The sequence below is a fragment of the Glutamicibacter sp. NPDC087344 genome (assembly GCF_044744225.1).
In the GTDB taxonomy this organism is placed as follows: domain Bacteria; phylum Actinomycetota; class Actinomycetes; order Actinomycetales; family Micrococcaceae; genus Glutamicibacter.
The window spans coordinates 97200-109617 of the sequence record NZ_JBIUXY010000007.1 but is presented as its reverse complement, the minus strand read 5'-3'; the positions used below and the strand labels follow the sequence as shown (position 1 = coordinate 109617).

Here is a 12418-nt window from a genome sequence, read left to right as displayed (position 1 = left end):
CGCGGCGCCGGAAGGCTGCGCAGCAACGGTCACCGCGTCGGGGTTCTCCATGTTGCGCGCCCGTCGGTGAAGCTGACGCAGCGGGGCAACGGCTGGTCCTCCTGCAGCCGGCGACCTCTTCGAGGAACGCGCGGTGCATGGAGTTGGCAATTACCGCGAAGACCACGTTGGCATCTCCAAGGGGCACCGAACGGATTTTCGGATGGCTCGGGCCATCACAGGGTGCTGGTCGCGCGGCAGGCGACCGCGTGGGCTTTGCCCGCACCAATCACAGCGGCACCGAGTGACTCCTTCATTTCTATTCACTGTTGATGACACCGCGAGTTGCCGCTTGTTGAATTATTTTTTAGGTCTGGGGCCGGACCGCGAGGACCGGAACGGGGGAATTTAATAGGATCCGCTGGCTCAGGCTTCCCAGCAGTGCCTTGCCCATGGGTGAACGTTTGCGCAAGCCGATCACCACTCGGGTCACGGTGGGATTTTCGGACAATTCTTCAAGCAGCGCATCAACAGGGTTCCGGTCGGCATGGCCAACCCGCTCGATGGCCCGCCAGCTGATGTCGTTGGGAACATCCGCGGGGTTAATCGGGGTGATACCAAGGTTGAAGATGATCAGCTCTTCCCCGCGGGCGCGGGCTTCTTCAATCCCTGCGTGCAGGGCAAGTTCACCTTCCCGGCTTTCGGCGAGCGCTGCGATGATGCTCACGACTTATCCCTTCACTTTTTCAATGAATCCCGTTTGGAATTCTTCTTCAAACTGTTCAAGAGATTTATTGCCGGTCTCGGGCAGTTCCCTGTGCAAGACGATGATTGCCACGATGCCCACCGCGAAGAAGCAGAAGAACGTTCCGGCGATCCCCAGCCCGGCGATCATCGGCGGGAAAACGAAGGCGACTACCGCGTTGGCCAGCCACAGTGCGGTTACCGCGGTGCCGGTGGCGAAGGTGCGGATCTTCAGCGGGAAGAGCTCGGAGAGGATCAACCAGGACAGCGGCCCGATGGCACCCTGCATGGAAACCACGAAACACAGGACGAATGCCAAGATCATCCACATCTTCGCGTTGCCTTCGGGCATCAAGGCCGCAGTCAGGGCAATGAGCAGGTGGAAGGTGGTGGTCAAGATGAATCCGGTGATAATCATCTTGCGGCGGGAGATCTTGTTGATCAGGAAGATGCAGATCAATACGCCGGTGACCGAGAAGAAACCGTTGAGGGTGTTGAAAACGATGGCTGCGTCTGCGGAGAATCCGGCGTCCTGCAGCAGTTGCGATCCGTAGTACATCACCGCGTTGATGCCGGAGAACTGAGAGAACACACCCACCAAAGCACCGATGATCACCAGCCGGCGAACCCAGGGCACCGCCAGATCTGACCACCCGGCGGTCTGGGTTTTTTCTTCTTCCTGCGCCAAGTGCTCCACCTCGGCCATTTCGGCTGCGGCACGCTCCTTGTCGCGAACCTGCACGAGCACTACCAGTGCGTGTTTGTGTTTGCCCTGGGAGATCAGCCAGCGTGGAGATTCTGGCAGGAAAATCATGCCGACCAGCAGTGCAATCGCCGGAAGCACCGCGACGATGAGCATGTAGCGCCAGATGAAATCGTGGTGTCCCCAGATTTGGTAGATCACTGCATTGATCACAAAGGCCGCGAACTGGCCGGAAACAATCATGACCTCGTTGCGGGTTACCAGCGAACCGCGCTGTTCCTGCGGTGCGATTTCAGCAAGATAGACCGGAACAACTGCGGAGGCGCCGCCGACTGCCAGCCCCAGAACGAACCGGCCCAAGGCGAGGATCTGCCAGCTCGGCGCCAAGGAACACAACACGGTTCCGAGGATAAAAATGATGGCCAGGTACAAGATGGTCTGGCGCCGTCCGGCTTTGTCGGCCAGTCGACCGCCAAGCAACGCTCCCACGGCTGCGCCGAGGATCAGGATGCTGACAACAAAACCTTCGGTGGTCGCACCAATCTGCAGTTCACGGCGCAATGGTTCCAGGGCGCCGTTGATAACTCCGGTGTCGTAGCCGAAGAGCAAACCGCCGAAGGTTGCCACGTAGGCAATGATTCCCAGACGCCGTGAGTGAGGCCCCTTGGTTAGTGGGGGCAATCGATAGTGACTGCTCGTAGTTTCTGATGCCAATGCGTGCTCCTTTGCCGCTGACCACCCCTCGGTGACCGCAATCACAAATCCATTTGTACTGACATTACGTCATTAGGTGCGCAGTGACAACGATTTGCAACGAAAATTTCAACGCCCCACGTCAGCGAGGGATTCTTTAATGAAATATTTGTCCTGTCATCCAGACGTAGGTTAGGTTTGTGCGTCAAACATGGCCGCTCGGCGACTCTCACAGCACTCCCCTGCGGCACCTGGCAGCATGTCCAGAAATCTCAATTCCGTGATCGGGACAGACCGAACCTCAAACGGTTCATCGCGCCTGGCTCCAGTGGCAGACCCGGTACCCTCACTCGAATCTGCCGGCAGATAATGCCAATGAAACTAATTGCCACCCCTTGCAAACTCCATCGCCGCAGGGAGTGCCGGAACGACAAAAACTGCACATCCACCCAGCAGCTGCACCACACCCACCTCAGGTTTCCGCGGTGATTTTCCACAGACGGTCGAAGGAAAAATGTCGACCCTCGGCGATAGAATTATGATGTCAGCAAAAGCATTGAGGAGGACATATCATGGCTACCACCAAAACGCTGTCGCAGGCAGAGATCGACCGGCAACTGGCTGGAGTTCGCGCAGCACACGAGATGGCTGGCGAGAAACCGACCACTGCGGACATAGACGCGGCGCGACGCATTCTGTCCGGCGAGGCATCAGTGAAGCAGGTCATCGCGGAGGGCTTGGCCGAGTTAGAAGCCGAATACCGGGCCGCTCAGTAGTCAAGCGCACTATGAAGGTGGTGAGCGACAATGCCTGATCACTACACATATGCCGGGTCCGAGGTGCTGGTGAATTTCCCCGGCATCACTGACTACGGTCTATGGAAAGCTTCCGAGAGACGCGTGGTCACCGCACACCTGGTGGATCTGACCTTGCGTCCAGTTCCAGGTAGTTTTGATCTGCCTCACCTGCAGGCAATCCATGCCCGACTCGTCGACGGATTCTATGCGTGGGGCGGCATCTTAAGGGATACCAATACTGGTCCTGGCGGCACCGGGATCGCTCACTGTCGACCCGAGTTCATCACGGCAGAAGCAGACCGGGTATTGACTGCTCTCGCGGACGCAGATCACCTGCGCGGGCGCGGACGTGGCCGCTTCGCCGAAGGGCTCGCCTGGGTCTGGGGTGAGATGACAGCGATTCATCCGTTCCGGGATGTGAACACACGCAGCCAGTTCGTGTTCTTCAACCAGCTCGCGACCGAGGCAGGCTGGGTAATCGATTGGAATCGAATCGATCCATACGTCTTCGCCCACGCCCGCACGGTCGCGATTGTCCACAACGAAGAAGGACTCGAGGCACTCCTTTACCCCGCCCTCTTGCCGGCTACCGAAAATAAACACAGCAAACATGAAGAACAGACGCCATCCGTCCCTGCAGGAATCCCCCAGCCCAAGGCGGGGCGCAGCCTAGAGGTGCTGGACAAAGAACTTCAGCAGGCAATCAAGGCTCGACAATCGTTTACCGATGATCCGCCCCCATTCCCTAGACAAACACCCTGGTCACTTCGGGCGCGCTGATCAAGAAACACCTGCCGGCTGCTTACCTAGCAACGTTCACGAACCGCACGGGGGTACTACACTGTTGCAGGCCTTGCTTCTCCATGCCTCGGCAATCTCGCATCCAGGTCCCGGGGGACGCTCCAAGAGAGTGCTCGAAGCGCCTCACCCTGGCCGATGATTATTAAAGGCAACGAAGTCCTTGCAACGGACGGCGTTGCGCCCCACCTACCAAGGCGAATTGGTACTTGGCGGAATAGGTCGGTTACACCCGGCTAACTTCAGACCGGGCGCGGCGAGCCATTCCCGGCGCTCATCCCGCCGTCAACCGGCAACACCACCCCGGTGATGTAGGAGGCCCGAGCGCTGGAGAGGAACACCACCGCGTCAGCCACCTCCCGCGGATCCGCAGCACGCTGAATACCCAAGCGGTCTGCGAGTTTTGCGCTGAACGCCGGGTCGTCTAACCGGTCTTGGGTAAGCACCGTGCGGGTGAAGCCCGGCGCTACCGCGTTCACCCGCACCCCGTCCTGCCGCAGGTCCAAGGCCATCGCCTGAACCAGCGCATTCACCGCCGCCTTGGTGGCGTTATAACCTGTCTGCCGCCAGTCTCCGCCCAGTCCTGCGACCGAGGAGATCGCAGTCAAGGAACCGCCCGACGCGCGCAGCTCCGGCACCACCGCCTGCGCCAGGTAGATCAGGCCGTCTAGGTTGATGGACCGCATCCGCTCCCAGGAAGCGGCATCCAGCTCCTCGATGGTGCCCGGCTCGCTGAGTCCCGCGTTCGCCACCACCACATCGATCCCGCCCTAGGCCTCCCGGGCGGCGTCCACCACCGACTGAACCTGCTGGGCGTTGGACATGTCCGCGCTGCAGATCAGCACCCGGCCCGGATCCTGATCGCGGACCACGTCATCCAGCGGCTCACGGCGGCGTCCGGCAAGCAGCACCTTGGCTCCCTGCTCCAAAAACGCCAGGGTGATCGCTCGCCCGATTCCCGTGCCCGCGCCGGTGACCAACACCCGCGCCCCCGCCAATTGGTACCCCTCGGTGATGCTCATCTTCTTCTCCCCGTACGACAGTCGCATTTATGACGTCTGGTCTCGAAACCTAAAATTGGGTCCAGTCTTGTATTTCTGCCGCGCTAAGATCATCGCTCACGTCACAGGATTAACATGTTTATTGGTGTGATGTCCGGCTAAACCACCGGTGACACGAACGATAAACGCGGCTGCAGTTCTAGGCGTCCACCGGGGCCTTGACCTGGTAGATTGCACCGGTGGAAACATCCTCCTCGAGGGCTTCGAGGGAGCGGCCGCGCGTTTCAGGCACCTGGGTAGCAACGAAGAGCAACGCCAGGGCACCGACGCCCGCGAAGATGAAGAAGCATCCGGTAATTCCGACACCGGAGACCAAAGAAGGGAAGAAGAGCGCCAGCACGCCATTGGTGCCCCAGCCGAAAAAGACCGAGATCCCGATCCCCAATCCACGCATATGCAGCGGGAAGATCTCAGCGAGCCAGACCCACACGGCGACGTTCAGGAAGGTCTGCATCGACATCACGAAGGCAACCACCAGAATCATGATGACAAGAGGGCGGATCGGGCTGCCTTCCGGCAGGAGCATTCCGGCGAAGGCCACCAGCAGGTGGCAGGTAGTGGTCAGCGACAAACCGATCAAGAAGGTCTTGCGGCGATCCATGCGGTCCATATTGCGCAATGCGATGATGCCGCCAATAACGGCCACCACGCCGAAGGCTATGTTGGCCAGGACCGCTTGCTGCTCTGACATTCCGGATTCTTCGAGCACCCGTGTTCCGTAGTACATGATCGAATTGATGCCGGTGAGCTGCTGGGTCATGGAGACACCGATGCCGATGGCGATAATGCGCAACAGCCATTTGTTGGTCAGGATGGCCTTGATACCCACCGGCTTGTTGTTGCGTTTTTCGTCCGCGGCCACGATTTCAATTTCATGAACCTCGGCCAGCGCGCGTTCTGGGGAGCGCACGGTCTTGAGCACCCGCAACGCGGCGGCGTAGTGGCGCTTCTCCACCAGCCAGCGGGGCGATTCCGGCATGCGCAGCATTCCGAAGAACAGCGCCAAGGCCGGCAGGGCGCAGATGGCGAACATAATACGCCAGACGCCCTCGACGCTGTCGCCGAGCGCCGTGCCAATGATGGCATTCATGACGAAAGCGGCCAGCTGGCCGGAGACGATGGCCAACTCGTTGCGACCGGTGATGGATCCTCGGATCTCATACGGTGCCAGCTCGGCGAGGTAGACAGGAACCACGGTGGAAGCACCGCCGACCGCCAGGCCGAGCATGATTCGACCAGCCACCAGGACGCTGAAGCCAAAGGGTGAGAAGGTTCCCAGTTCCGGTCCTGCTGGCGAGAAAATCACCAGCAGGGTTCCGAGGAAGAACAGCACAGCCAGCATGATGATGGTCTTGCGACGTCCCCATGCGTCAGAAATCTGTCCGCCAACGAGTGCGCCAATTGCTGCCGCGAAGACCAGGGAGCTGATCACCACGCCAACCTGCAGGAGGTTCAGGCCAAGTTCCGCCGCCATCGGCCCTTCGGCGCCGTTGGCCACTCCGGTATCGTAGCCGAAGAGCAGGCCGCCGAAGCAGGCGACGATGGAGATCAATCCGAGCCGCTTTGAATGCGGCCCCGCAGTCAGGGGCGGCAAACTCGATTTGGCAGAAACATTCTGCGCACTGGACATGGAAACTCCTTAGATTTTCCCGAGTGGAAACTCTGTTAGCCTGCGGCTATCCATCGGATCTGCTGTGACCCGGTATTTTCCATTCGGTGTGACGGGGTGCCGCATCGCATCATCGTGAACCCCCGCCATTAAACTGAAAGTGATTGGCTTCACAGCCCTTATGTAAGGACAATACGTCATCAGGGTTGCAGGAGCAAGCTTTTTTCACCAATTTGTCCTGACAAACAAATTTCCCTAGCTTAGATCGGCTGATTACGACCCGCATCCCGTGCCCGTTGCGGGCGCTTCCAGGCACCACCCCGAACGCAAAGTCGCTCACGGTTCCCGCGCAACCGGCCCTGGCGCGGACAAGCCCGGCAAGGCTAGGCCAGGTGACCCCTCCGCATTACCCGGGCGACGCGATCCGGGGCCCGGAACCATAGGCAGGTTCTGAACCCCGGCAATATCGCATCCAAGGGCTGCCTGATCCAGGACGGTGCCTCGTTTCCCAGCCGACTTACACCTGAGCGGGTTTCCAATCCGGTTCACCCTGCAGGACCACCCTGCGCAGCAGCCCGGCCGCACGGCGAACCCCCTCTTCGGAATTGACCAGCACGTCCTCATGCTCGATATTCAGCGTGCCGTCATAGCCGGCGGCGCGCAGCTCATACACGAAATCCGCCCAGAAGGCTTCGCCCGCCGGGTGACCCAGACCCAAGGTCACATAGTTCCAGGCCCGCTGCTGCCACTGCGTCATGGCGGTGCCATCAGGCAAGCCATTTGCGGCCACAACCGGTGCGTTCAAGCGCACGTCCTTGGCATGCACATGCATGATGGTGCCAGCCAAGGCGCGAATCACGCTCAGAATATCCGCCCCCATGGCCATCAGGTGCGAGGGATCCAGATTGGTTCCAACCCAGTCGCTGGCCACCGAATCGACCAGCCGCCTGGCGGTCGCCGCGTTGTACACCAGCTGCGTAAAACAGGGTTCGATCGCCAGCTTGACGCGGTGCTCCTCGGCGAAGCCGGCAAGCTCCCGCCAATAAGGAAGGGCCACCTGCTCCCACTGGTATTGAAGGATCGCCAGGTTTTCCGGCGGCCACGAGCTGGTCACCCAGTTCGCGCTGCGATCCCCCGGCGCGCCAGGCAAACCGGACATGCACACGACGGTGGGGACGTCCATGAGCCGAGCCAGGCGGATCGTCTTGCGCAGCACCGCGTCCTGCTGAGCGCCGGATACCGGATGCAGCTGGTTTCCATTGGCGTTCAGCGCGCTGATGCCTAGCCCGGCATTGGCAATCTTGCCCTGGTAGGCAATACGCGCTTCCTCACTGCCCAGCAGGATATCAAGGTCCAGGTGGGGAGCCTCGGACCAATTGCCGGTAGGCAATTCGATGGAACTCAGGCCAAGGCCCGCGGCAATCTCCAAAACCTCGTCGAAGCTTCGTGATGACAGTGAATCGGTAATCAGGCCGATCTCCATAGGTGATTCCTTCCTTTAAAGACTTGATGCCCAGCCCTGTGCGGGCTGGGCATCTGTGCTTGCGCCTAGACTCGCGCCGCCTGCGCGGCGGCTACGCGGCTGCGCATCTGCTCCAACTGGAATTTGGAGACTTCCACGGCGTTCTCGTTCTCCGCGAAAACGCTTGAGACCATCACGCTCTCCTCGCGGTCGAGGAAGCCATTGGCCTCCAAACCTGAGAAGAATTCATCCCAATTCACGTCGCCGTCGCCAATCTTCAGGTGCTGGTGCACCCGTACCGGGTTGCCTGGAGGATTGGTGATGTAGCGCAACCCGTGCGAGGCGTGGTGATCCATGGTGTCAGCCACGTGGACCACGCGAAGCCGCTCTCCCACGGTTTGCATGATCTGAAGCGGCTGATCCTTCATGTGGAAGGAGTGTGACGCCACGTAGACGAAGGACAGGTTCGGTGAATTCACCCCTCGGATGACCCGCCACGCGGCCAGCCCCTCCTCCACAAAATCATCCGGGTGCGGATCGATGGCCACATTGATGCCCTCGCGTTCAATGATCGGCACCAGCTCTTCCATCGAGCGGTAGAACGCGGCCTCGGACTCCTCGGCACGCTCAGGACGTCCCGAGAATTCCGTATTCATCTGGGTCACGCCAAGGTCCACGGCAATCTGGATGGCACGCTTCCAGTAGCGCACCGCAGCCTGGCGCAGATTCTCATCGGGCGAGGCCCAGCGCAGCACCGGGAGCACCGAGGCGATGCCCACGCCGGTCGCCTTGCACTGCGCGGCGAGCTTCGCCACCAATTCATCATCCGCTTTAGGGTGGGTGAAAAACGGAATGATGTCTGGATGCGGAGTCAGCTGAATGTAGTCATAGCCCAATTCCGCGGCAATCTTGGGAAACTCCAAAACCGAGTGCGTGGCATGAAACGGAGTCGGATCCAATGCGAATTTCATGATGCTCCTAGTTGTAGAGATCCGGCTTGCTGTTCAGCAACACGTCGACCTTGGCACCGGTGCGCTGGGCCTCAACGCCCGCTTCGCAGCAGGCTGCGGTGGCGTAGCCATCCCATGCGTTCGGCCCGCCGATTTCGCCGCGCAACGCGGCATCAACCCAGGACTGGATTTCGGTGTCGTAGGCCGCCCCGAAACGCTCCTCGAAGCCAGGGGTGACCTTGCCGCCCCACTGGCCCGCGGTACGCACGTATGGGCCTGTATCGTTGCCGATGGACACAATGCCGTCTTCGAAGGACGCCTGGGTGGCCACTTCGTAGCCGAACTTCGCATTGACGTAGATCTCCACGTCAGCGAGCACACCCGAAGAGGTTTCCAGCAATACATGCTGTGGGTCATGCTGCCCATTGGGCGCATTGCGGGTGGCCTTGCCCAGGCGCACCTGCACGCTGGTGATTTCCTCACCGGTGAAGAAGCGGATCGCGTCGAACTCGTGCACCACCGAGTCATTGATCAGCATCTGATTGGTGAATCCTTCCGGGGTGCTGGGGTTGCGGTGCTGGTGGTGCAGCACCAGCAGTTCGCCCAGGCCCTGGTTCTCAATCAGCTGGCGCAGTTGCTGGTACTCGGCATCGAAGCGGCGCATGAAGCCCACCTGGATGCGCTTGCGGCCCAGCTTCGTCTCAGCTTCAACGATCTCCCACGAAGACGCGGCATCCGGGGTCAGCGGCTTTTCGCACAACACCGGAATATCTGCTTCCAGGACCGTCAGCAGTGCATCGTGGTGCAAGAAGCCCGGGGTGGCGAGCAGAACTGCGTTCACGTCACCGTCGGCGAGCGCGGCGTCCAGATCGGTGTAGCCCTTGGCCCCTGGAATGCCGTCAATGGCGGCGTTGACCCGGTCCAGGTCGATGTCGACCACGGCAGCCACCTCGGCGCCGGAAATACGGTGGTGAATCCGCTGAATGTGGTCGGCGCCCATGCGTCCGGCTCCAACGACGGCGACGCGCAGGATATCTGGCACGATATGTCCTTTCAAGAATTCTTAACTAGGTTCGTTCTGGCTTAGACGCGGGTCCGCGAGCCGCAGCTGAGCAGGTACTGGCGGGTGCGGGTTGCAATAGGCAACGGAACCGAGAAATCTTTCACCGGGTACATGTCCTGTTCCACAATGCCGTAGATCGGGCGGCCCAGCTCTTCGACCGCGTTGAGCACCAGTTCCAGGTCCGGGATACCGGCCGGCGGTTCACACATGACCCCGGCCAGGTTTGCCGCGGCCCAGGTAAGGTCCTCGGCACGGACCCGCTCCAACACGGTCGGGTCTACCTGCTTCAGGTGCAGGTAGCCGATGCGTTCGGGGTACTTGCGGATCAGCTCCAGGCTGGAGGCTCCGCCGTATTCGGCGTGGCCGGTATCCAGGCACAGGTTGGTGTACGCCGGGTCGGTCAGCGCCAAGAACTTCTCAATATCCGGCTGCACACATACGTGGGAGTCGGCGTGCGAGTGGAACTGCTGCTTCAGCCCGAAGTCCTCGGCCAGGATCCGCCCCAGACGGTCGTGCCCGGCGGCCAACGCTTCCCACGCGGCCTCGTCCAAAGTTCCGGATTCAACGGCTTGGCCGGTCACGTCATCACGCCACATTGCCGGGATCACCACAATGTTTTCGCCGCCCACTGCGGCGGTCAGCTCAGCGACCTTGCGTGCTGGTTCCCACGCCTCATCCCAGGCCACGGCCGAGCCGTCCACGCCGCGGTGGAACGCGGTGAAAACGGTCCCGGCGCTGACCTTCAGATTGCGCTGGGCCAGCTCGTCGGCGAGTTTGGCCGGGTCGGCTGGAAGGTAGGCGTAGGGGCCTAATTCGATGGTTTGGTAACCGGCTTCGACAACCTCGTCGAGGAATCGCTGCCAGGGGGTCTGCTGCGGATCATCAGCGAACCAAACACCCCAGGAATCCGGGGCCGTGCCGATGGTGATGTTCTTGTGTGCCATGGGTCTTTTCTCTTCAATCAAAACTGTCTAAGCCACAAACCGGGTCCGACCGGACTGTGGATTTAGTTGGATGGGAAATTGAAGCTTGCGGTGGATTCCTGCGCAGGTTCTGGCCAGCGCTGGGTGACTGCCTTGCCGCGGGTGTAGAAACGCACACCGTCCGGGCCGTAGATGTGGTGCTCGCCGAACAGCGAGTCCTTCCAACCGCCAAAGGAGTGCCACGCCGCTGGGACCGGAAGCGGAACATTCACGCCGACCATGCCCACCTGGATGCGGCGGGTGTAGGTGCGGGCGTGGGAGCCGGAGGAGGTGAAGATCGCGGTGCCGTTGCCGTACGGGTTGGCGTTGACAACCTCAATGGCCTCTTCCAGCGACGCGACCCGCAGGATTACCAGGACCGGGCCGAAGATCTCCTCGGTGTAGGCGCTCATTTCGCGGCTGACCTGATCAAGGATGGTCGGGCCGACAAAGAAGCCGTTCTCGTGGTCCTTGACTACCAGGTCGCGGCCGTCCAGGATCAGGGCGGCACCGGCCGCCTGCGCCTCGCCGACAATCTTCTGCAGGCGCAACTTGGAGGCCGGGGTGATAACCGGACCCATGTCGGCGCCCTGGTCCAAACCGTGGGATACGTTCACGTCGCGGCCGCGTGCGGCGAGCTTGTCCACCAGTGCATCCGCGGCGCCGCCCACGGCTACCGCCACGGAGATTGCCATGCAGCGCTGGCCGGCCGAGCCGAAGGCCGCGGCGGTGATGTGATCAGCCGCCAGTTCCATGTCGGCATCCGGCATGATGACCGCGTGGTTCTTCGCCCCGCCCAGGGCCTGGACCCGCTTGCCGTGCTTGGTGGCGGTCTCATGCACGTACTTGGCGATCGGGGTGGAACCGACAAAGGAGATGCCGTCCACATCCGGGTGGGTCAGCAGCCCGTCCACGGTTTCCTTGCCGCCGTGCAGCACCTGGAACACACCGTCCGGCAGGCCTGCCTGCTTGAACAGGTCGGCGATCAGCAGCGCGGCGGATGGGTCGCGCTCGGATGGCTTGAGGATGAACGCGTTGCCGGTGGCGATGGCCACCGGGGCCATCCACATGGGAACCATGACCGGGAAGTTGAACGGGGTGATGCCGGCAACCACACCCAGCGGCTGGCGGAAGGAGAACACATCGATTCCGCCGGAGACCTGGTCCGAGTATTCGCCCTTCAGCGCCTGGGAAATACCGCAGGCGAATTCGACAACCTCGATGCCGCGGCCGATTTCGCCGGCTGCGTCGGAGAGCACCTTGCCGTGCTCGCTGGTGACAATACGTGCCAGCTCATCGGTGTGCTCGGTCAGCAGCTGCTGGAAACGGAAAAGGATTTTGGTGCGCTTGACCAGTGAAACTTCGGCCCAGGACTCGGCGGCCGCCTTGGCGGCTGCCACGGTTTCGTTCAGGTCATCCGTGCTGGCCAGGTGCAGCTGGCCGGTGACCTCACCGGTGGCCGGGTTGTACACCGGCTGAGTTTGGGTGCCGGTTCCGGCGGTGGCCTGGCCGTTGATGTAGTGGAAGATCTCGGTGACTTCGGTGGCGATTGCGCTCATGATTTATTGCTGTTCTTTCCGTGAATCAAAAAATTGTT

Annotated in this window: 11 protein-coding genes and 1 pseudogene; 3 read left to right on the top strand and 9 right to left on the bottom strand. The window is 61.0% G+C overall.

What is annotated here, in order from left to right; genetic code table 11:
* Positions 1 to 137 precede the first annotated feature (137 nt).
* Positions 138 to 287 (top strand): hypothetical protein, encoded by a 150-nt coding sequence (locus tag ACIOWL_RS13770; RefSeq protein ID WP_400386088.1) that lies wholly within the window; start codon positions 138 to 140, stop codon positions 285 to 287.
* A 59-nt stretch (positions 288 to 346) separates the two neighbouring features.
* Here the strand turns inward: ACIOWL_RS13770 and ACIOWL_RS13765 are convergent, their stop codons facing one another.
* On the bottom strand, positions 347 to 706 hold the full coding sequence (locus ACIOWL_RS13765) for a universal stress protein (RefSeq protein ID WP_400386086.1): 360 nt from the start codon (positions 704 to 706) through the stop codon (positions 347 to 349).
* Between the two features lie 3 nt (positions 707 to 709).
* The gene (locus tag ACIOWL_RS13760) at positions 710 to 2140 is read right to left on the bottom strand and encodes a sugar porter family MFS transporter (RefSeq protein WP_400386083.1); all 1431 of its coding nucleotides are present in this window, start codon (positions 2138 to 2140) and stop codon (positions 710 to 712) included.
* A gap of 551 nt (positions 2141 to 2691) precedes the next feature.
* On the opposite strand from ACIOWL_RS13760, the gene ACIOWL_RS13755 reads away from it, so the two are divergent.
* Together ACIOWL_RS13755 and ACIOWL_RS13750 are read left to right on the top strand one after the other, a co-directional pair.
* Positions 2692 to 2895 (top strand): hypothetical protein, encoded by a 204-nt coding sequence (locus ACIOWL_RS13755; protein ID WP_400386081.1) that lies wholly within the window; start codon positions 2692 to 2694, stop codon positions 2893 to 2895.
* Positions 2896 to 2925: 30 nt separating this feature from the next.
* The gene (locus tag ACIOWL_RS13750; RefSeq protein ID WP_400386079.1) at positions 2926 to 3696 is read left to right on the top strand and encodes a Fic/DOC family protein; all 771 of its coding nucleotides are present in this window, start codon (positions 2926 to 2928) and stop codon (positions 3694 to 3696) included.
* A gap of 260 nt (positions 3697 to 3956) precedes the next feature.
* Here ACIOWL_RS13750 and ACIOWL_RS13745 read toward each other — a convergent pair.
* From ACIOWL_RS13745 to ACIOWL_RS13715, 7 genes and pseudogenes are all read right to left on the bottom strand, one after another.
* Positions 3957 to 4736: pseudogene (locus ACIOWL_RS13745) on the bottom strand (SDR family NAD(P)-dependent oxidoreductase).
* Between the two features lie 178 nt (positions 4737 to 4914).
* A complete protein-coding gene (locus ACIOWL_RS13740) occupies positions 4915 to 6405 on the bottom strand; it encodes a sugar porter family MFS transporter (protein ID WP_400386076.1) in 1491 nt (496 codons plus the stop codon).
* A 496-nt stretch (positions 6406 to 6901) separates the two neighbouring features.
* Positions 6902 to 7867, bottom strand: a complete 966-nt coding sequence (locus ACIOWL_RS13735; protein ID WP_400386073.1) for a sugar phosphate isomerase/epimerase family protein — start codon at positions 7865 to 7867, stop codon at positions 6902 to 6904.
* 65 nt (positions 7868 to 7932) lie between these two features.
* Positions 7933 to 8817, bottom strand: coding sequence for a sugar phosphate isomerase/epimerase family protein (locus ACIOWL_RS13730; protein ID WP_400386070.1), 885 nt, complete (start codon positions 8815 to 8817; stop codon positions 7933 to 7935).
* Between the two features lie 7 nt (positions 8818 to 8824).
* Positions 8825 to 9838, bottom strand: a complete 1014-nt coding sequence (locus ACIOWL_RS13725) for a Gfo/Idh/MocA family protein (protein ID WP_400386067.1) — start codon at positions 9836 to 9838, stop codon at positions 8825 to 8827.
* 41 nt (positions 9839 to 9879) lie between these two features.
* Positions 9880 to 10803 (bottom strand): sugar phosphate isomerase/epimerase family protein, encoded by a 924-nt coding sequence (locus tag ACIOWL_RS13720; protein ID WP_400386064.1) that lies wholly within the window; start codon positions 10801 to 10803, stop codon positions 9880 to 9882.
* A gap of 62 nt (positions 10804 to 10865) precedes the next feature.
* Positions 10866 to 12380: a CoA-acylating methylmalonate-semialdehyde dehydrogenase gene (locus ACIOWL_RS13715; protein ID WP_400386061.1), complete on the bottom strand. Its 1515-nt coding sequence runs from the start codon at positions 12378 to 12380 to the stop codon at positions 10866 to 10868.
* Positions 12381 to 12418: the final 38 nt, after the last annotated feature.

What these genes read in the sequence shown, in the direction of transcription:
- ACIOWL_RS13740 (WP_400386076.1), bottom strand. Translation starts at nt 6,405, where the DNA reads ATGTCCAGTGCGCAGAATGTTTCTGCCAAATCGAGTTTGCCGCCCCTG.
- ACIOWL_RS13750 (WP_400386079.1), top strand. Translation starts at nt 2,926, where the DNA reads ATGCCTGATCACTACACATATGCCGGGTCCGAGGTGCTGGTGAATTTC.
- ACIOWL_RS13720 (WP_400386064.1), bottom strand. Translation starts at nt 10,803, where the DNA reads ATGGCACACAAGAACATCACCATCGGCACGGCCCCGGATTCCTGGGGT.
- ACIOWL_RS13755 (WP_400386081.1), top strand. Translation starts at nt 2,692, where the DNA reads ATGGCTACCACCAAAACGCTGTCGCAGGCAGAGATCGACCGGCAACTG.
- ACIOWL_RS13730 (WP_400386070.1), bottom strand. Translation starts at nt 8,817, where the DNA reads ATGAAATTCGCATTGGATCCGACTCCGTTTCATGCCACGCACTCGGTT.
- ACIOWL_RS13770 (WP_400386088.1), top strand. Translation starts at nt 138, where the DNA reads ATGGAGTTGGCAATTACCGCGAAGACCACGTTGGCATCTCCAAGGGGC.
- ACIOWL_RS13715 (WP_400386061.1), bottom strand. Translation starts at nt 12,380, where the DNA reads ATGAGCGCAATCGCCACCGAAGTCACCGAGATCTTCCACTACATCAAC.
- ACIOWL_RS13735 (WP_400386073.1), bottom strand. Translation starts at nt 7,867, where the DNA reads ATGGAGATCGGCCTGATTACCGATTCACTGTCATCACGAAGCTTCGAC.